This window comes from Streptomyces sp. NPDC002446, assembly GCF_053595675.1.
In genome coordinates this window covers 65,834-85,029 of record NZ_JBSFYC010000017.1, presented here as the reverse complement: position 1 = coordinate 85,029, position 19,196 = coordinate 65,834, and the positions used below count along the sequence as shown (strand labels likewise).

General features: G+C 73.3%; 18 protein-coding genes. 9 read left to right on the top strand and 9 right to left on the bottom strand.

All coding sequences use genetic code 11. The annotated features are described in order from the left end of the window. Nucleotides 1-27: 27 nt before the first annotated feature. From ACWD6P_RS13020 to ACWD6P_RS12980, 9 genes are all read right to left on the bottom strand, one after another. The gene (locus ACWD6P_RS13020; RefSeq protein WP_451444123.1) at nucleotides 28-1,293 is read right to left on the bottom strand and encodes an alpha/beta fold hydrolase; all 1,266 of its coding nucleotides are present in this window, start codon (nucleotides 1,291-1,293) and stop codon (nucleotides 28-30) included. 39 nt (nucleotides 1,294-1,332) lie between these two features. Beyond that, the gene (locus tag ACWD6P_RS13015; protein WP_451444122.1) at nucleotides 1,333-2,013 is read right to left on the bottom strand and encodes a GntR family transcriptional regulator; all 681 of its coding nucleotides are present in this window, start codon (nucleotides 2,011-2,013) and stop codon (nucleotides 1,333-1,335) included. A 47-nt stretch (nucleotides 2,014-2,060) separates the two neighbouring features. Next, complete coding sequence (locus ACWD6P_RS13010) at nucleotides 2,061-3,443, bottom strand: aldehyde dehydrogenase family protein (protein WP_451444121.1); 1,383 nt, start codon at nucleotides 3,441-3,443, stop codon at nucleotides 2,061-2,063. Continuing rightward, nucleotides 3,440-4,444: a proline racemase family protein gene (locus tag ACWD6P_RS13005; RefSeq protein ID WP_451444120.1), complete on the bottom strand. Its 1,005-nt coding sequence runs from the start codon at nucleotides 4,442-4,444 to the stop codon at nucleotides 3,440-3,442. Before ACWD6P_RS13005 ends, ACWD6P_RS13010 begins: the two co-directional genes overlap by 4 nt. Nucleotides 4,445-4,461: 17 nt before the next feature. Next, nucleotides 4,462-5,367 carry a dihydrodipicolinate synthase family protein gene (locus tag ACWD6P_RS13000; protein WP_451444119.1) on the bottom strand — a complete coding sequence of 302 codons (906 nt, stop codon included), beginning with the start codon at nucleotides 5,365-5,367 and terminating at the stop codon, nucleotides 4,462-4,464. An 81-nt stretch (nucleotides 5,368-5,448) separates the two neighbouring features. After that, entirely contained in the window at nucleotides 5,449-6,969 is a 1,521-nt protein-coding gene (locus tag ACWD6P_RS12995; RefSeq protein ID WP_451444118.1) for an FAD-dependent oxidoreductase, read from the bottom strand. Continuing rightward, nucleotides 6,950-7,264 carry a (2Fe-2S)-binding protein gene (locus ACWD6P_RS12990; RefSeq protein ID WP_451444117.1) on the bottom strand — a complete coding sequence of 105 codons (315 nt, stop codon included), beginning with the start codon at nucleotides 7,262-7,264 and terminating at the stop codon, nucleotides 6,950-6,952. Before ACWD6P_RS12990 ends, ACWD6P_RS12995 begins: the two co-directional genes overlap by 20 nt. Nucleotides 7,265-7,301: 37 nt before the next feature. Beyond that, nucleotides 7,302-8,456 carry an NAD(P)/FAD-dependent oxidoreductase gene (locus ACWD6P_RS12985; protein ID WP_451444116.1) on the bottom strand — a complete coding sequence of 385 codons (1,155 nt, stop codon included), beginning with the start codon at nucleotides 8,454-8,456 and terminating at the stop codon, nucleotides 7,302-7,304. Nucleotides 8,457-8,526: 70 nt separating this feature from the next. Then, nucleotides 8,527-9,900, bottom strand: coding sequence for an aminopeptidase P family protein (locus ACWD6P_RS12980; RefSeq protein WP_451444115.1), 1,374 nt, complete (start codon nucleotides 9,898-9,900; stop codon nucleotides 8,527-8,529). 128 nt (nucleotides 9,901-10,028) lie between these two features. Between ACWD6P_RS12980 and ACWD6P_RS12975 the strand changes: the two genes are divergently transcribed. The 9 genes from ACWD6P_RS12975 (at nucleotide 10,029) to ACWD6P_RS12935 (ending at nucleotide 19,195) form a co-directional block, all read left to right on the top strand. Then, nucleotides 10,029-11,777, top strand: a complete 1,749-nt coding sequence (locus tag ACWD6P_RS12975; protein WP_451444114.1) for an ABC transporter substrate-binding protein — start codon at nucleotides 10,029-10,031, stop codon at nucleotides 11,775-11,777. Continuing rightward, nucleotides 11,777-12,718, top strand: coding sequence for an ABC transporter permease (locus ACWD6P_RS12970; protein ID WP_451444113.1), 942 nt, complete (start codon nucleotides 11,777-11,779; stop codon nucleotides 12,716-12,718). Before ACWD6P_RS12975 ends, ACWD6P_RS12970 begins: the two co-directional genes overlap by 1 nt. After that, nucleotides 12,715-13,701, top strand: coding sequence for an ABC transporter permease (locus ACWD6P_RS12965; protein WP_451444112.1), 987 nt, complete (start codon nucleotides 12,715-12,717; stop codon nucleotides 13,699-13,701). The genes ACWD6P_RS12970 and ACWD6P_RS12965 overlap by 4 nt, the downstream gene beginning before the upstream one ends. Next, complete coding sequence (locus ACWD6P_RS12960) at nucleotides 13,701-14,699, top strand: ABC transporter ATP-binding protein (protein ID WP_451444111.1); 999 nt, start codon at nucleotides 13,701-13,703, stop codon at nucleotides 14,697-14,699. The genes ACWD6P_RS12965 and ACWD6P_RS12960 overlap by 1 nt, the downstream gene beginning before the upstream one ends. Before the next feature lie 4 nt (nucleotides 14,700-14,703). After that, nucleotides 14,704-15,726 (top strand): ABC transporter ATP-binding protein, encoded by a 1,023-nt coding sequence (locus ACWD6P_RS12955; RefSeq protein WP_451444110.1) that lies wholly within the window; start codon nucleotides 14,704-14,706, stop codon nucleotides 15,724-15,726. 197 nt (nucleotides 15,727-15,923) lie between these two features. Then, nucleotides 15,924-16,715, top strand: coding sequence for a GntR family transcriptional regulator (locus ACWD6P_RS12950; RefSeq protein WP_451444109.1), 792 nt, complete (start codon nucleotides 15,924-15,926; stop codon nucleotides 16,713-16,715). Nucleotides 16,716-16,749: 34 nt separating this feature from the next. Next, on the top strand, nucleotides 16,750-16,977 hold the full coding sequence (locus tag ACWD6P_RS12945; protein ID WP_451444108.1) for a 4Fe-4S dicluster domain-containing protein: 228 nt from the start codon (nucleotides 16,750-16,752) through the stop codon (nucleotides 16,975-16,977). Between the two features lie 14 nt (nucleotides 16,978-16,991). Continuing rightward, nucleotides 16,992-18,386 carry an ABC transporter substrate-binding protein gene (locus ACWD6P_RS12940; RefSeq protein WP_451444107.1) on the top strand — a complete coding sequence of 465 codons (1,395 nt, stop codon included), beginning with the start codon at nucleotides 16,992-16,994 and terminating at the stop codon, nucleotides 18,384-18,386. Next, nucleotides 18,383-19,195, top strand: coding sequence for an ABC transporter permease (locus ACWD6P_RS12935; RefSeq protein WP_451444106.1), 813 nt, complete (start codon nucleotides 18,383-18,385; stop codon nucleotides 19,193-19,195). Before ACWD6P_RS12940 ends, ACWD6P_RS12935 begins: the two co-directional genes overlap by 4 nt. Nucleotide 19,196 lies beyond the last annotated feature (1 nt).

The window sequence follows — 19,196 nt, the reverse complement described above, 5'->3', positions numbered from 1 at the left end:
GGGCGGGGAGGCGGCGGGGCCGCCGGCTCATGCGCGGCCGGCGGCCAGGTCCATCAGGCGGGCGAGGACACGGTCGCCTGAGGCGGTGACGCCGTCGTGTTCCCATTCGTTGGTGACCCATACGCGGGTGGCGCCGACTTCGCGGGCGGTGCGCAGGGAGAGCTCCGCGTCGACGTACATGTCGTCGTGGTAGACGATCGCGGCGAGCGGGACCTGGTTGGCGGCCAGCCGCTGCGGGTCGTAGAGCGGGGGCCAGTCGGTGCGTCGGGCCAGGAGGTCCGCGGCCTCCGCGAAGGGGCGCAGGCCCTTGATCTCCTGGAACATCCAGGGGTAGATCATTTCCCCGGTGAGCAGGAGGGGGTCCGTCTGCTCGGCGAACTGGGGGAAGTCGGCGAGTGCCCGGGAGGCCGCCCAGCCGGTCGGGCCGGCCCCTTGTCCGTACAGCGTCTCCTGCATGACGGCGTACAGCGGGTTGTCGGTGAAGCCGGTCAGGGCCTCCACCTGGTGCAGGAAGGTGTCCGTCAACTCGCCGTCCGCGTCCAGGGATTCGTCGAGCAGCCAGTGGAGCCGTTCGAAGCCGGCGCCCATGCCGAGGGCCAGGCCGAGGGTGCGCAGGCGGCGGGTCGTCAGACGGTCGCCACCGGGCAGCCGGACGTCGCGGGCCGCGAGGAGGCCGGCGATGTCGCGAAGGCGGGGGGCGTCCTCCGGGTAGCGGGCGTAGAAGTCGAGGACGCGGTCCCGGACGCGCGGGTAGGTGCGGGCGTACACCTCGTCCGCGGTCGCGGTGAGGCCGGGCAGACCTCCGGTGACGTAGCAGGCCCGCAGGCCCTCGGGGGCCCGGGAGAGGTAGGTGAGGGTGAGGAAGCCGCCGTAGCTCTGGCCGAGTGTCTCCCAGGGCTCGTCACCGCATATGTGACGGCGTATCAGTTCCGCGTCGGCGACGATCGCGTCCGCGCGGAAGTGGGCCAGATGCGCGGCCAGTTGGGCGGGGGAGGCGAAGCGGGCGGCGGCGCGGGCGGTGAGCGGGGTGGAGCGGCCGGTGCCGCGCTGGTCGAGGAGCAGCACCCGGTGGGTCTTCAGCGCATGGGGCAGCCAGGCGGGCGAACCCGCCGACGGGCGGGGTGCCTTGCCGCCGGGGCCGCCCTGCAGGTAGAGCAGCCAGGGCAGCCGGTCGTCCGCGCGGGCCGGGTCGGCCACCTCGCGGGCGAACACCTGGATGGCCGGGCCGCCCGGACGCGAGTGGTCCAGCGGGACGGTGAAGAAGTGATCGGTGGTGGCGTACGCGGGGTCCATGGGTTCCTTTCACGGCACGAGGAACGGCGTGGGCGTGCGTTACGGGGCCGGGGAGCCGCCGCTGCTGGCCCACAGGGAGCGGACATGGCCCAGGTGCTCGGCCATGCACCTCTGTGCCCCCTTCGCGTCCCCCGCGAGCATCAGGCCGAGCAACTCCAGATGTTCCTCGGCGGAGGGGATCAGTTCGCCGCGCTCGTCCAGGGCGGTGAGCCCGTACAGGCGGGAACGCTTGCGCAGGTCGCCGACGGTCTCGACGAGGCGGTCGTTGCCGGAGAGCGCGAGGAGGGAGAGGTGGAACTGACGGTCGGCCTCCAGGTAGCCGATGAGGTCGTGATCGCGGGCGGCCCGGACGATCTCCTCGGCGACCGGGCGCAGCGCCTCCAGTTCCTCGCGGGTGGCGCTGCGGGTGATCCGGCCGACCATGGGGATCTCGATCAGGGCGCGGATCTCGGTGTACTGGTCGAGGTCGCGTTCGCTGACCTCGGTGACCCGGAAGCCCTTGTTGCGGACCGGCTCGACGAGGCCCTCGCGGGCCAGGTCGAGCATCGCCTCGCGCACGGGGGTGGCGGAGATACCGAAGTCCTCGGCGAGGGTGGGCGCCGAATACACCACGCCCGGACGCAGCTCGCCGGAGATCAGGGCGGCCCGCAGGGCGTTGCTCACCTGGTCGCGCAGCCGTTCCCGGCCGGCGTTGAGGTCGCGGTGCTTCAGGTGCCCCATGGCGGTCGTGATCCCTTCGGTCTGGTATGGACCACCACCGTACAATGTCACGTTGTTCCGGCCGGTGACAGGGTGTACGTCCGGCTGGAGGTGTAGAACTCCAGCGCCGCCCGGCCCTGTTCGCGTGGCCCGTGGCCGGATGCCTTGGCGCCGCCGAACGGCAGATGGAAGTCGACACCGGTGGACGGGGCGTTGATCCGGATCATGCCGGTGTCGAGCCCGTCGAGTCCGCCCAGCGCCGCGTTCAGATCGGCCGTGTGCACCGAGGTGACCAGGCCGTACGGCACCGAGTTGGTGATCCGTACCGCGTGGGCGAGGTCGCCGGCGGGCAGCAGTGCCGCGATCGGCCCGAAGACCTCCTCACACAGCAGGCGGTGCCCCGCGGGGGCCTTCGCCACCAGCGTGGGGGTCGCGTACCAGCCGGGCCCGTCGGGCACGGTGCCGCCGGCGGGCGTGTCCAGGCCGTGCCAGGCGTCGCTGACCTGGTCGCGCGCGTGCCGGCTGATGAGCGGCCCGCTCACGGTCGCCGGATCGGCCGGGTCGCCGACCGGTACCGCCCGCAGCGCCTCGCCCAGCGCCTCGCGCAGCGGGTCGAGCGCCGCGCCGACCGCGATGACACGGCTGGTGGCGGTGCACTTCTGGCCCGCGTACCCGGCGATGGAGGCGGCGATATGGGCCGCTGCCTGTGCGATGTCGGCGTCCGGGAGGACGATGGCCGCGTTCAGGCCGCCCATCTCGGCCTGGACCGGAACGCCCCGGGCCGTGGCGGCGCGCGCGACGGTCCGGCCCACGGCGGTCGAGCCGGTGAAGGAGACCACGTCGGCGGCGGAGACGAGGGCGTTGCCCTCCGTCGCCCCTCCGGGCAGGACGGTGAACACCCCGGCCGGCAGCGCCCGTTCGACGATGTCGGCCAGGCGCACGGCACAGGCGGTCGCCTCGGGGGCGGGCTTGAGGACGACCGCGTTGCCGGCCGCGAGCGCCGGGGCGGCCTTCCAGCTCGGGATGGCGAAGGGGAAGTTCCAGGGCGTGATCAGCCCGGCCACGCCGTACGGGCGCCGGCGGGTGAGCAGCAGGCCGGGGCCCGCGGCGGTCTCGTGGACGGCACCGGCCGGCTCGTACGGCGCCTGGGCGTAGTAGCGCCAGATCGCCACGGTGCGCGCGACCTCGGCGCGGGCCTCGGTGACGGGCTTGCCCACTTCGCGTACGGCGAGTGCGGCCAGTTCCGCACCGGCGGCCTCGATGGCCGTGGCGACCGCGCCGAGGGCGGCCGAGCGGGCGGCCGCACCGTCGTGCAGCCAGTCGTACTGTGCGGCGCGGGCCCGCTCCACGGCGTCGGCGACCGCGAAGGCACCGGGCGCCGGGACCTGGAGCAGTACGTCGGCGGGGTCGGCCGGATTGCGCGAGGTGATGAGGGATGCGGGGGCGGTCACAGGAGGAAACCTCCGGGGAAGGGGTCGTCCGGGTCGAGGAAGTACTGGGCGGTGCCGGTGATCCAGGCCCGACCGGTGACGGTCGGCACGACGGCGGGCAGCGAGCCGACGGTGGTCTTCTCGATCAGGCGGCCGGTGAAGCGGGTGCCGATGAAGGACTCGTTGACGAAGTCACGGCCGAGGGGCAGTTGGCCGCGCGCGTACAGCTGGGCCATCCGGGCCGAGGTGCCCGTGCCGCAGGGCGAGCGGTCGAACCAGCCGGGGTGGATGGCCATCGCGTGCCGTGAGTGGCGGGCGCCGGAGCCGGGAGCGGCGAGGTAGACGTGTTTGACCCCGGCGATCTCCGGCTGCTCTGGGTGCACGGGCCGCTCGGGCGAGGCGTTGATCGCGTCCATGATGGCGAGCCCGGCGGCCAGCAGATCGCCCTTGCGGTCACGGTCGAACGGCAGCCCCAGCGCGTCGAGTTCGACGAACGCGTAGAAGTTCCCGCCGAAGGCGAGGTCGTAGGTGACCGTGCCGTAGCCGGGCACGGTCACCTTGCTGTCCAGCGCGGCGCAGAACGCCGGCACGTTGGTGAGCGTGACCGACTCGGCCGCGCCGTCCGCCACCCGTACGTCGACGGTCACCAGCCCGGCCGGAGTGTCGAGCCGGACGGTGGTGACCGGTTCGACGACCGGCACCATGCCCGTCTCGACCAGGACGGTGGCGACCCCGATCGTGCCGTGCCCGCACATCGGGAGCAGCCCGGAGACCTCGATGTAGAGGACTCCGTGGTCGGCGTCGGGGCGGGTGGGCGGCTGGAGGATGGCGCCGCTCATGGCGGCATGGCCGCGCGGCTCGTACATCAACAGCGTCCGGAGGTGGTCCAGGTGCTCGATGAAGTACGTCCGCCGCTCGGCCATGGTGGCGCCGGGGATGACCCCGACCCCACCGGTGATCACGCGCGTGGGCATGCCCTCGGTGTGGGAGTCGACGGCGTGGAAGACGTGACGCGTGCGCATGTCTCTCCTCCCCGGGGTCAGCGGTGGCCGTCGGCGACGGCCTTCTCGGTGGCGGCCCGCACGGCCGACTCGGTCTCCGCGGTGAGCCGGGAGCGCGGCGGCCGGGTGGGGCCGCCCCGCCGGCCGACGATGTCCATGGACAGCTTGATGGACTGGACGAACTCCGTCTTGGAGTCCCAGCGCAGCAGCGAGTGCAGGGACTTGTAGAGCGGGAGGGCGGTGGCCAGGTCGCCGGCGACGGCGGCGTGGTACAGGTCGGCGCAGGTGGCGGGGAAAGCGTTGGGGTATCCGGCGATCCAGCCGACGGCACCGGCGACGGCGAGTTCCAGCAGCACGTCGTCGGCGCCGATCAGCAGGTCGAGCTCCGGGACGAGTTCGGCGATCTCGTACGCCCGGCGGACGTCACCGGTGAACTCCTTCACGGCGACGATGCTGCCGTCCTGGTGCAGCCGGGCCAGCGTGCCGGGGGTGAGGTCGACCTTGGTGTCGATGGGGTTGTTGTACGCGACCACGGGCACCCCGGCCCGGGCGGCCTCGGCGTAGTGGGCACGCACGCCCGGCTCCTCGGCCCGGTAGGCGTTCGGGGGCAGCAGGAGGACCGAGCCGCAGCCCTCCTCGGCCGCCTGCTCCGCCCAGCGGCGGGCTTCGGCGCTGCCGTACGCGGAGACGCCGGGCATGACCCGTGCGCCGCCCGCCACTTCGACCGCGGTGCGCACCACGCGGGCCCGCTCCTGGTCGGTGAGGGTCTGGTACTCGCCGAGCGAGCCGTTCGGCACCACGCCGTCGCAGCCGTTGTCGAGCAGCCAGCGGACGTGCTCGGCGTAGGCGTCGTGGTCGACGGAGAGATCGTCGCGCAGGGGCAGGGCGGTGGCGACCATGATGCCGCGCCAGGGGCGGGCGCTGTTCCAGGTGGTGGGGGTCATGCCGGTGGATACCTCTCTACGGTGGGTGACACTTCGCTGTGGTCGGGCCGTGCGGCCGCCCCCGCGGGAGCGGCCGCACGGTCAGCCGTCGGCACCGGGGCCGGCGGTATCGGGTGTGCGTGGGGTCTCGGTGCGGCCCTGGGTCTCGGGTGTGACGGTGTCGGTCACGGCGGGTCCGTCGAGCGCGGCGAGCGCCGAGAGCGGGACGGGGGAGGCGAGCGGGCGGCGTTCGGGCGGGGGTTCGGGGGTCTGGCCGCGGGCCGCCAGGCAGGCCACCGCCGGACCGCACATCCGGCCCTGGCACCAGCCCATACCGGCCCGGGTGAGCAGCTTGACGGTGCGGGTGTCCCGCGCGCCGAGGTCCTCGACCGCCTCCCGGACCCGGCCCGCGGTGACCTCCTCGCAGCGGCACACATCGGTGTCGTCCGTGAGCCAGCGCGACCATCCGGGGCCGGGCGCGTGGGCGGCGGCCATCGCCTCGGCGAAGGCGCGCATCCGGTCCCTGCGGCGCTGCAGTTCCCGGACCCGGCCGCGGTGGGCGGGGCGCCCCCGCACCCGGGCGGCGATGGCGACCCCGGCCAGTTCGCCTTCCAGGCGGGCGAGTGGGGCACCGCCGACGCCCCCGGTCTCACCGGCCGCCCACAGACCGTGCACCGAGGTCTCCTGCAGGCCGTCCAGAGCCAGCGCGCTGGTGCCGTCGGCCGACGCGCGGGTGGCGCAGCCGAGGGCCGTGGCAAGTTCGATCTGGGGGACGAGGCCGTGCCCGACGGCCAGCGCGTCGCAGCCGATCCGCCGCCCCGTCCCCCGTACGGGGCGCCAGTCGCGGTCGAGGCGGGTGACGGTGACGGCCTCCACCCGATCGGTGCCGTGCACCGCGGTGACAGCGCTGCGCTGGCGCACCCGTACCCGGTGCCGCAGCAGCCCGGCGCCGTGGATCAGCGCCTCGGCCGCCTTGTACGGATTGGCGACGAGCGCCCGGGGGTGGCGGGCGTAGCGCAGATAGCCGGAGGCCTCGACGACTGCCGGCACCCTCGCACCGGCGGCCGCCAGCGAGGCGGCGACCGCGAGCAGCAGCGGACCGCTGCCCGCCACGACGACACGGCGGCCGGGCAGTACGAGGCCGGACTTCAGCATCGCCTGCGCTCCCCCGGCGCCCACGACCCCGGGCAACGTCCAGCCGGGGAAGGGGAGCTGGCGCTCGTACGTGCCGGTCGCCAGGAGGACCGCGCGGGCCCGTACGCGCACGGGGCGCTCCCCGTCGCCGTCCGCGCCGGTGACGGCGTGCACCGACCAGGGTCCGCCGTCGGCCCCGCCGTCCTGGGTCACGCTCCACACGTGGTGTCCGGCAAGGTGGCTGACCTCGCTGCGCGCCAGTCGCCGGCGCAGGTCGGCGTAGGCGGACCAGTCATGGTGCAGCGCCTCGGGACGGACGGCGCCCAGGGCCGGCGCCGGGGTGCGGTAGTACTGCCCGCCGGTGTCCGCGGAGGTATCCAACAGGGTGACGGACAGGCCGAGTTCGGCGGCCGTGACGGCGCCGGCGAGACCGGCGGGGCCCGCCCCGATGACCGCGAGATCGTACGGTTCAGACGCCGAGTCCGGCACGTCCGTGTCCTTCCTGTGTGGTGACGGCGTCCCCCGGCCCGGCCGGGACCAGGCAGGCCCGCCGGTTGGGCGCTCCGTTGATGGTGGCCAGGCAGTCGTAGCACTGCCCGATGCCGCAGAACGCGCCCCGCGGGCGCCCGCCGTTCCGTGTGGTGCGCCAGGCCAGGATTCCGGCGGCCCACAGCGCGGCGGCGACGGACTGGCCGGGCAGGGCGGTCACCGGGCGGCCGTCGAACGTGATCCGGAACGGCGGACCGGGCTGGGCGCCGACCAGGTCGGCGGGGGTACGGGCCATGGGCCCTCCTCTCAGGGCGGGCGGTCGGACGGGGGGCTCAGGCGGCCGGGGCGAAGCGTTCCGGTCTGAACGGGGTGGTGTCGAGCGGCGGTTCGCCGCCGGTCAGCGACCGGGCGACGATCAGCCCGGTGGCGGGGGCGAGCCCGATCCCCGCGCCCTCGTGACCGCAGGCGTGCAGCAGACCGGGGACCCGCGGGTCGGGGCCGACGGCGGGCAGGTGGTCCGGCAGATACGGGCGGAAGCCGACGTAGGTGCGCAGCACGCGGACCTGGGCGAGGACCGGGAAGAGCGCGGTGGCCTGGGCCGCCAGCCGCCGCAGCACCTCGACGGACAGTGTGCGGTCGAAGCCGACCCGCTCCCGGCTCGCACCGATCAGGACCGGTCCCGCCGGGGTGCCCTCGACGACCGCCGAACTCTGCAGCGCGGCGGAGCCGCTGGCCACGTCGGCCACATAGTCGGCCGCGTACACCTTGCGGCGCACCACGCGCGGCAGCGGCTCGGTGACCAGGACGAAGCCCCGGCGCGGCCGTACCGGAAGGGCCACCCCCGCACGGCGGGCGAGCTCGGCGCCCCAGGTACCGGCGGCGTTCACGACATACGGGGCGTGCAGTTCCCCGGCCGACGTCCGCACCCCCCGGACCGCGCCGCCGGCCCCGGTGAGCAGGCCGGTGACCTCCTCGCCGAGGCGCAGCCGGATCCGGTCGCCGCCCGCGCGCAGCAGGTGCGCCGCGGCGAGCGCCGGCATGACCTGCGCGTCCTGGGGGTAGTGGACGCCGCCCGCCAGGCCGGGGGCGAGGTGGGGCTCCAGGTCGTGCAGGCGGTCGGCGGGGACCTCGTCGGCCGTGACACCGGCCTTCCGCTGCCCCGCCGCGAAGTCGCGCAGCGCCGCCGTCGCGGCCTCGCCGGAGGCGACGACCAGTCCGCCCTTGGGCTCGTACTCGATCCCCGGCGGGAGCTCTTCGGCCAGCTCCCGCCACAACTGTGTGGACAGCAGGGCGAGTTCGAGCTCGGGTCCGGGCTCCTTGTCGGAGACCAGGAGGTTGCCCTCGCCGGCTCCGGTCGTGCCGCCGGCCACGGGGCCGCGGTCGACCACGGCGACGCGGAGGCCGGACCGGGCGGAGTAGTAGGCACAGGCCGCGCCGATCACACCGGCGCCGACCACGATGACGTCCACGGATTTCCCTGTGAGCACGTCAGTAATATTTCACATTGCACTGCCCGTGCCAAGAGTCTGTGCCGCACATTGCCGCTCCCCCCTCAGGTCAGTCGCCGGCCAGTTCCCCCATCCACGCCTCGATCGCGTCCGGCGTGCGCGGCAGTGCGCCCGACAGCAGCCGTGCACCGTCCGCCGTGACGAGCAGGTCGTCCTCGATGCGTACGCCGATGCCGCGCAGTTCGGCGGGGAGCGTCTCGTCGTCCGGCTGGAGGTAGAGACCGGGCTCGACCGTGAGCACCTGGCCCTCCTCCAGCACCCCGTCGAGATACGCCTCCGCGCGCGCCCGCGCGCAGTCGTGGACGTCCAGGCCGAGCATGTGCCCGCTGCTGCACAAGGTGTAGCGGCGGTGCAGATCGCCCTTCGCGTGCGGCAACACGCCCCAGTCGGCGAGCCCTTCGGCGATCACCCGCATGCACGCCTGATGGAAGTCGCGGAAGCGGGCGCCGGGCTTCAGCGCGGCGATGCCCGCCTCCTGCGCCGCGAGGACGAGGGAGTACACCTGGCGCTGGACGGACGAGAAGCGGCCGGAGAGCGGCAGCGTGCGGGTGATGTCCGCGGTGTAGAGCGTGTCGGTCTCCACCCCCGCGTCGAGCAGCAGCAGATGGCCGGGGTCCAGGGGGCCGTCGTTGCGGATCCAGTGGAGCACACAGGCATGGGCGCCGGAGGCGGCGATCGTCTCGTAGCCGGTGCCGTTGCCCTCGGCGCGGGCGCGCAGCCCGAAGATCCCCTCGATCCAGCGCTCGCCCCGGGGATGGGCGAGTGCCTGCGGCAGCGCCCGCACCACGTCCTCGAAGCCCGACACGGTGTGATGGACGGCCAGTTGCAGCTGCGCCACCTCCCAGGCGTCCTTGGTCAGCCTCAACTCACTGAGTGCCGCGGCGAGTTCGGGGTCGGTCGCGGCGTGGCGGCCCGGCGGCAGCGTGCCGTACGCATCCAGGTGCACGCACCGGACGCCGGTCATCCGCTCGGCCTCGGCGAGGTCGGGGCGGCGTCCGACCCAGAACTCCCCGTACCTGCGGTCGCGGTAGAACTCGTCGCCGCCGTCGCGCGGCGAGCGGGGACGGAGGTACAGCACCGCCTCGTGCCCGCGCGGCCCGTCCGGCTCCAGGACGAGTACGTGACCCGCCTGCTCCTCGCCCGTCAGCCCGGTCAGCCACACATAGGCACTGTGCGGCCGGAAGCGGTAGTCGCAGTCGTTGGAGCGGACCTTGAGCTCGCCGGCCGGGACGATCAGCCGCTCGCCCGGGAAGCGGGCGGAGAGACGGGCACGCCGGGCGGGGGTCAGCTCCGCGGCCGGGAGGCGGATGCCGTCGGGCAGCGGTGCCGCGGCCCATTGGCCGGACAGGAACGCGGCGAGCTCGGGCGAGACCGGCAGGTCGTGACTTGCCGTACGGATCGGGATGGTTGTGGGGTCATCCATGGCAGCCCCCTCGGGCACGGGTGGGTAACGAAGTAACCGACGCCTTGTCAGTGCAATTTCACATTACTATGTTACCGGTCACATTCCAGCCGCTCTGGCTGTCCGACTGCTTCCCGGAGTGACCGCTCATGGACAAGCGCACCTGTACCGCCCTCTCCTCCGCACTGGTGGTGGCGGCCCTCACCCTCGGCACGGCCGGCTGCACCGGAGGCCAGAAAACGGGCGACACCCGGGGCCGCAAGAACCTCGCAACGGCCAACAACGGCCGGGTGGTCGGCGGTACGCCGCACAAGGGCGGCACCCTCACCGTCCTGTCCAACCAGGACTTCACCCACCTCGACCCGGCCCGTAACTGGGTGGTGAGCGACATGGACTTCGCCACCCGGCTGCTCTACCGCACCCTCGTCACCTACCGGGCCCAACCGGGCGCGAAGGGCGGCGAGCTGGTCCCCGACCTCGCCGAGGACCTCGGCGTCCCCTCCGACGGCGCCAGAAGATGGACCTTCAAGCTCAAGAAGGGCCTGAAGTACGAGGACGGCTCACCCCTCACCGCCCGGGACATCAAGTACAACGTCGAGCGGTCCTTCTCCCCCGACCTGCCCGGCGGCCCCGACTACGCGGCCCGCTACCTCGCCGGCGCCGAGGGCTACCAGGGCCCGGCCCACGGCGAGCACCTCGACTCCATCAAGACCCCCGACGACCGCACCCTCGTCTTCGAACTGCGCAAGCCCTTCGCGGAGTTCCGCTCCGCGACGGTCCTGCCCACCTTCGCCCCGGTGCCGAAGGCGAAGGACAACGGCCCCCGCTACGACAACCGGCCGTTCTCGTCGGGGCCGTACAAGGTCGAGTCCTACGACCGCGACAAGCAGCTCGTACTGGTCCGCAACCCCCACTGGGACCCGGGCACGGACGGCGTGCGCAAGGCGTATCCGGACAAGGTGGTCGTGGTGATGGGGCTCAAGGCCAACCAGATCGACGACCGGCTCATCGCCGGCCGGGGCCCCGACGCCTCCGCGGTCTCCTGGGGCAAGCTGCGCCCCGAGAGCGCCCCCAAGGTGCTCCCCAGGGCAGACGTCCGCAAGCGGCTGCTCGCCGAGTCCCAGAACTGCACCGAGATGGTGCAGATGCACACCGGGCGTGCGCCGTTCGACAACGTCAAGGTGCGCCGGGCCGTGCTCTACGCCCTGGACCGCGAGGCCGTCCTGACCGCTTCCGGCGGCCCCGCGTTCAACGACGTGGCCACCGCCTATATGCCGGGCCCGCTCTTCGGCGGCAAGCAGCCCGACACCCTCAAGATCCCGGCGACCGGAGACGTGGCGACGGCGAAGCGACTGCTGAAGGAGGCGGGCAAGCCGAACGGATTCTCCACCGGCCTCACCGTCTCCAACGGCGACAAGGGCGTCGCCGAGGCGGTCCAGCAGTCCCTCGGCCGGGCCGGCATCAAGGTCACCATCGAGACGGTGGACGCGTCCGCCTTCTACGACACCATCGGCGACACCGAGCACCGCACCGACCTGGTCTACACCGGCTGGTGCCCGGACTACCCCTCCGGCTCCACCTTCCTGCCCTTCGTCTTCGACGGCCGCTACATCAAGGAGAAGGGCAACTCCGGCAACCACTCGCTCTTCCGCGACGGGGCGACGATGCGGCGGATGGACGAGATCGCCGCCATGGCCGACGCCCGGCGGGCGAACCGGGCATGGCGCGAGCTGGACGGGCAGATCCTCGCCAAGTCCCCCGCGGCACCCGCGGTGATCGAGCGGATGCCGCTGCTGCTCGGCGACAACATCGCGGGCGCCTTCGGCCACACCTCCTTCGGGGGTCAGGTCGACTACGCCACGGTCGGCCTCAAGGACCCGGCCAGGAGCGAGAACTGATGCCACGTCACACCATGTCCGCCGCCTCCGCCTCCGCTCCCGCCGGCCGCACCCCCTGGCAGCTCGCCCGCTCCGAGCTGCGCCGCCGCGCCGCCGTGCGGACCTCCCTCGTCGTGATCGCCCTCTTCGCGGTCATGGCCCTGGCCGCCCCGCTGCTCAGCGCCCTGGGCGGCTGGTCGCCCGATGCCTTCGACAAGTCCGCCGTCGACCCCTACCTGGGCGGTCAGCCCATCGGCCCGCTCGGCGGCGTCTCGGCCGAGCACTGGCTCGGCGTCGAGCCGGTCACCGGACGCGATCTGTTCGCCCGCGTCGTGCACGGCGCCCGGGTCTCCCTGTTCATCGCGTTCGCCGCCACCGCCGTCGTCGTCCTCGCCGGCACCGCCGCCGGTATCGCGGCCGGCTACTTCGGCGGCCGCACCGACGCCGTGCTCTCCCGCCTGATGGACCTCACCATGTCCTTCCCCTCGCTCATCTTCATGATCGCGATGATGTCGGTGGCCCGGGACGTCAACCGGGTCCTCCTGATGACCGCCGTGATCGGCCTGTTCGGCTGGCCGGGCATCGCCCGCGTCGTGCGCGGCCAGACCCTCTCGCTGAAGCACCGCGAGTACGTGGACGCCGCGCGGGTCGCCGGATCGGGCCCCTGGCGGATCATCGGCCGGTCCGTCCTCCCGGGCGTCGCCGGACCCGTCATCGCGTACACCACCCTGATCATCCCCGGGATGATCGCCACCGAGGCGGCCCTGAGCTACCTGGGTGTCGGCGTCCGCCCGCCGACCCCCTCCTGGGGGCAGATGATCGCCGAGAGCGTCGCCTTCTACGACACCGACCCCATGTACTTCGTCGTCCCGAGCATGTGTCTGTTCCTCACCGTGCTCGCCTTCACCCTGCTCGGCGACGCGCTGCGCGACGTCCTCGACCCGAGAGGAAGCCGCATATGACCCTCTACCTGGGCCGCCGCCTCCTCGGCGTCCTCGGCGTCCTGATCGCCATCGCCGCCGTCACCTTCACCATCTTCTACGTACTGCCCTCGGACCCGGCCGCCGCGGCCTGCGGCAAGTCGTGCAGCGCCGACCGCCTGGCCGCGATCCGCGCCCACATGGGCCTGGACCAGCCGCTGTGGCGGCAGTTCGCGGACTTCACCACCGGCATCGTCACCGGCCGCACCATGGGCAGCGGGCAGTACGCCCTCGACTGCGACGTGCCCTGCCTGGGCTACTCGTACGAGAACAGCCAGCCCGTGTGGGACCTGCTGATGGACCGGCTGCCGGTCTCCGCCTCGCTCGCCCTGGGCGCCTCGGCGATCTGGCTGCTCCTCGGCCTGACCGCGGGAGTCACCGCCGCCCTCCGCAAGGACACCCTCACCGACCGCGCCCTGATGATCGGCGCGGTCGCCGCCGCCTCCCTGCCCGTCTACTTCACCTCGGTGATGCTCATCTACGGACTGATCCGGACGACCGGGCTCCTCCCCTACCCGAAGTACGTGGAGTTCACCGCCGACCCGCTGCACTGGGCCTCGAACCTGCTGCTGCCGTGGCTGGCCCTGGCCATCCTGTACGCGGCCATGTACGCGCGCCAGAGCCGCAGTTCGATGATCGAGACGATGGCGGAGCCGTACATCCGCACCGCCCGCGCCAAGGGGCTGCCGCGCCGGACGGTCGTGCTCAAACACGGATTGCGGGCCGGTATGACGCCCCTGGTCACCCTCTTCGGGATGGACCTGGGCGGGCTGCTCGCGGGCGCGGTGATCACCGAGTCCCTGTTCGGGATCCCCGGCATCGGACGGCTCTTCTACGGCGCCCTGACCACCGGCGACCAGCCGGTCATCCTCGGCGTCACACTGCTGGCCGCCACCTTCATCGTCGTCGCCAACCTGGCCGTCGACCTGCTGTACGCCGTCGTCGACCCCCGGGTGAGGTACTGATGAGCGCTGTGGAACCGGTACTCCGCGTACGGGACCTGACGGTCACCTTCCGCACTCCGCGCGGCCCGGTACGGGCCGTGGACGGCCTGGACTTCGAGGTGCGGGGCGGCCGGACCCTCGGCATCGTCGGCGAGTCCGGCTCCGGCAAGTCCGTCACCTCCCTGGCAGTGATGGGGCTGCACACCGGCGCCGCGGTCACCGGCTCGATCACCCTCGGCGGGCGGGAGCTGACCGGCCTGCCGGAGCGCGAACGGAACCGGCTGCGCGGCAGCCGGATGGCGATGATCTTCCAGGACCCGCTCTCCAGCCTCCACCCGTACTACACCGTGGGCGAACAGATCGCCGAGCACCACCGGGTGCACTGCGGCAGCCGCCGAAGGGCCGCCCGGGAACGCGCCGTGGAGGCGCTGGCCGAGGTCGGCATCCCCGAGCCGCGGCGGCGGGCCCGGGACTACCCGCACCAGTTCTCCGGCGGTATGCGCCAGCGCGTGATGATCGCGATGGCCCTGGTCTGCGAACCCGAGCTGCTCATCGCGGACGAGCCGACCACCGCCCTGGACGTCACCGTCCAGGCGCAGATCCTGGAACTCCTCGCGCGGCTCCAGCAGGAGCGGGGACTGGCCGTCGTCCTGATCACGCACGACCTGGGCGTGGTCGCCCGGGTCGCCCACGAGGTCCTGGTGATGTACGGCGGCCGGGCCGTCGAACGGGCCGATGTGGACGACCTGTTCGCCGCTCCGGCCCACCCCTACACCCGCGGCCTGCTCGACTCCCTGCCCCGCCTCGACGACGACGCACCGCTGCGGGCGATCCCCGGCAGCCCGCCGTCCCTGCTCACACCGGCCCCCGGCTGCGCCTTCGCACCCCGCTGCCCGCTGCTCGCCGGCGCCACCACCCACGAGCACGCCCGCTGCGAGACGGAACCCCCCGTCCTCGACGGCCCGGCCGGGCACCCGGCCGCCTGCCACTTCCCCGCGTTCCCCCACACGAAGGCCTGACCCCATGACCTCCACCGCCACCCCGCCCCTGCTGTCGGTACGGGACCTGACGATGACGTTCCCCGGAAGACGGCGATCCGCGCCGGTCAGGGCCGTCGACGGCATCACCTTCCAGGTGGCCGCCGGCGAGACGCTGGGCCTGGTCGGCGAGTCCGGCTGCGGCAAGTCCACCACCGGCCGCATGATCGTCCGGCTGCTGGAACCCACCGCGGGCTCCCTCACCTACGACGGACGCGAGATCGGCCACCTCTCCCAGCGCGCACTCAAACCGCTCCGCAAAGAACTCCAGATGGTCTTCCAGGACCCGCACTCCTCCCTCGACCCCCGGCAGACGGTGGCCCGGATCATCTCCGAACCCCTGCTCGTGCAGGGAAGTCCGGCGGCCCACGCCCGGGAGCGGGCGGCCGAGCTGATGGAGCTGGTCGGGCTCATCCCCGAGCACCTCGACCGCTATCCGCACGAGTTCTCCGGCGGCCAGGCCCAGCGCATCGGCATCGCCCGCGCCCTGGCCACCGGCCCCCGGCTGGTCGTCGCCGACGAACCGGTCTCCGCCCTCGACGTCTCGGTCCAGGCCCAGATCGTCAACCTGATGGAGCGGCTGCAGCGCGAACTGGGCCTGGCCTACCTGTTCATCTCCCACGACCTGTCCGTCGTGAAGCGGGTCTGCGACCGGGTCGCCGTGATGTACCTGGGCCGGATCGTCGAGACCGGACCCAGGGAACAGGTCTATGCCGCCCCGGCCCACCCGTACACGCATGCGCTGCTGTCGGCCGTACCGCTGCCCGACCCGGCCGCAGAACGGGCCCGCGAACGCATCACCCTGCCCGGCGACCCCTCCCCGGACCCGCGGCCCCGCCCTGGCCGGGGATACCTCGGCCGCCGCCCGGCTGCTCCGACGCCCGGCTGCGCCTTCCGTCCGCGCTGCCCCAGGGCCCAGGCGATCTGCGGCACGGAGCGACCCGCACTGCGCAGCACGGTGCCGGACGGGGCGCACCGGGCGGCGTGCCACTTCCCGGCGGCGCGCTGACCCGACCGGCACGGCGCCGCCCCGGCCGGTCTCCCCGTCCGACGAGGGCGGCGCCGTCCCTCCCCGCCGTGCCCCGGGGTGGCGGATCTCCCCCAGCGACACCCGTCCACGCAGGTCACAGCCCCGCCGTGCCGTCATGAGATGGCGCAATACTCCAGCAACACACCTGGCCGGCGAGCGCCGTTATGGTCCCTGCCATGCCTCCCGCCCCACGCCTCCGTGAAGTGCCCGGTGCCGAACTGACGAGCCCGACCGCGGCCGCCGCACGGCGCCGGCGGCTGCGCGCGGACCAGGCGCGGCAGCTCGCCGACCTGCTGCGCCACCAGGTGCTCGGCGGTGCGTTCCCCAACGGCGCGCTGCCGCACGAGTCGGCCCTGTGCGCCGACTACCGGACCAGCCGCAACACCGTCCGCCAGGCGCTCGACCTGCTGCGCGCCGAAGGGCTGGTGGAGCGGGTGCCGGGGGTGGGCACGGTGGTGGTCGCACAGAAGTACCCGCACGGCCTCGACCGGCTGCAGGGCCTGGCCGAGACGCTGCACGGACACGGCAGGGTCAGCAACGAGGTCCGCACCGTCGGGCCGGTCGTCGCGCCCGGCTGTGTGGCGCAGCGGCTGCGGGTGCCGGACGGCAGCGAGGTGCTGTACGTGGAGCGGCTGCGGCGGCTCGACGGGCTGCCGCTGTCGCTGGACCTGACGTACCTCCCCCTGGACGTCGGCATGCGGCTGCTCGGCGCCGACCTGGAGAACACCGACATCTTCCGGCTGCTGGAGGAGCTCACCGGGCAGCGGCTCGGCACCGCCGAGATCACCCTGGAGGCGGTCAACGCCGACGCCCACTCCGCGGCCGTACTGCAGGCACCGCGCGGCGCTGCGGTGCTGATGCTGGAGCGGCTGACGCATCTGGCCGACGGCCGCCCCGTCGACCTCGAGTTCATCCGCTTCCGCGGCGACCGCCTCACCATGCGCGGGCTGCTGCACCGCTCCGCCTGATCCGCCCGATCCGTCCCGTCCCGAGGAGTACCCCATGGCACTGGTGCCGCAGCGGGCCGATGTGCCCGTGACCATCGACGAGTCCAAGTGCATCGACGGCTGCACGCTCTGCGTCGACATGTGCCCGCTCGACTCGCTCGCCATCGATCCCGGCAGCAACAAGGCGTATATGCACGTCGACGAGTGCTGGTACTGCGGGCCGTGCGCCGCGCGCTGTCCCACCGGTGCGGTCACGGTCAACATGCCCTATCTGCTCCGCTGAGAGGTCCCCTCGCCATGCGCTCACGCACGACCCGTACGACCGTCCCGGCCGCCACCGCCGCGCTGCTGCTCCCCCTGGCACTGTCGGGCTGCGCCGGCAGCGCCGAGGGCAGCGACGGCACCCGCACCACCGTCACCATCGGCTACCAGTCCAAGACCATCAACACCACCACCGCCGGGACCCTGCTGCGCTCCCTCGGCTACTTCGAACGCGAGCTGCGTGCGCTCGGCAAGCGGGAGGGGCGGACCTACGAGGTGAGGTGGCAGGACTACGCCACCGGCGCGCCCATCACCGCGCAGATGACCGCCGGGAAGGTGGACATCGGCTCGATGGGGGACTTCCCGCTGCTGATCAACGCGGCTCGCGGGAAGCAGCTGGGCGCCCCGACCAGGCTGGTCTCGGTCACCGGCTACAACCTGCGGGGCGGGCTCAACACCATCGTCGTGCGGCGTGATGCGCGCCTGGACTCGGTGGCGGACCTGAAGGGGAAGAAGGTCTCGGCGAGCGTGGGCTCGGCCGGCGACGGGACCCTCGTACAGGCCCTGGGCCGGGCGGGCATCGACCCCGAGGACGGCGTGCGCAAGCTCAACCAGCAGCCCGCGGTGGGCGCCTCCGCGCTGGAGGGCCAGACCGTGGACGCGCTGTCGCAGTTCGTGGCCTGGCCGGGGCTGCTGGCCTTCCAGGGAAAGGCGAAGGCCCTGTACGACGGCGGGCAGCTGGGGGTGCCGACCTTCCACGGCGTCGTGGTGCGCCAGGCGTTCGGCACGGAGCGCCCCGAGGTGCTGGGGGCCTTCCTCAAGGCGCAGGCCGAGGCCGGACGTTACCTCGCCGCGCATCCGCTGGACGCCTCGCGGAAGGTGGCCGCCGCGACCGGTCTGCCCCCGGAGGTCGTGCACCTCTACAACGGCCCGCACGGCACCGCCACCTTCGACCCGACGCTCAAGCCGCAGCTCGTCGCAGCGCTGCGGAAGGACGCCGAGCTGCTGCGCAAGGCCGGGCTGACCGGGCCGGTGGACGTCCGCTCCTTCGTCGACGACGGCCCGCTGCGCAAGGCCTACGGCGCCGCGTACGGCGCCCAGCTGAAGAAGACCGCCGGACCGGTGCGGACCGGCGAGGTGTGGCTGAAGGGCGAGGACCGCACCCGCTCCTTCCCCGACGCGGCCGCCGCGCTGCGCTTCGTCGCCTCCCATGAGGGACGGGTGCGGGCGGCGTATGTGCCCGACGCGGTCACCGGCACCCGCTGGTTCGCGGACCGCGCCGTGTGGGTGCGCGACGGTGACGCACTGCTCCCCTTCGTGGCCCCGGCCACCGCCCGCGACTGGCTGCACGACCACCCGGGGGCACGCATCGTCGGCTACGCCGCGGCGCTGAAGGCGGCCGCGCGGGCGGAAGCGGAGCGTGCGCGATGAGTGCCTCCGCACCCCGGCTCCGGGTGCCCGGGGCCCTCAAGTCACGGCTGCTGCAGGCCGGTTCACTGCTCGCGGCGCTCGGGCTGTGGCAGCTGCTGACCTCCATGGACGTCACGCTGTGGCTGCGCTTCGCGCAGTTCCCCACCGTCGTGGAAGTGGCCGGGAAGTTCCGCTCCCGGCTGGCCGAAGGGGCGTACTGGCAGGACCTGGCGGACAGCACGGTCCGCATCCTCTCCGGCTTCGCGCTGGCCGCCGTGGCCGGGATCGCGGTGGGGGTCGCGCTCGCCCGTTCCCGTACGGCCTCCGACGTACTGCGGCCGCTGCTGGAGGTGGTCCGGCCCATTCCGGCGATCGCGCTGGTGCCGGTGGCGATTCTGCTCTTCCCCAGCAACGAGGAGGGCATCGTGGCGATCACCTTCGCCGCCGCCTTCTTCCCGGTCGTCGTCAGCACCCGGCACGCGGTACGGGCGCTCACCCCGGTGTGGGAGGAGGCCGTGCTCACCATGGGCGGCGGGCGGTGGCGGGTGCTGGGGTCCGTGGTGCTGCCCGGTGCGCTGCCGGGGGTCTTCGGCGGGCTGTCGGTCGGGATCGGGGTCGCGTGGATCTGTGTGATCGCGGCCGAGATGATCTCCGGCGAGTACGGCGTCGGCTACCGCACCTGGCAGGACTACACCGTCGTCGACTATCCCGGCGTGCTGGTCGGCATGGCCACCATCGGACTGCTGGGGTGGCTCACCTCGGCCGCTGTCGAACTCCTCGGCCGGCGGCTGACCGGCTGGCTGCCACGCATCGAACGGGAGCGCGCGTGAG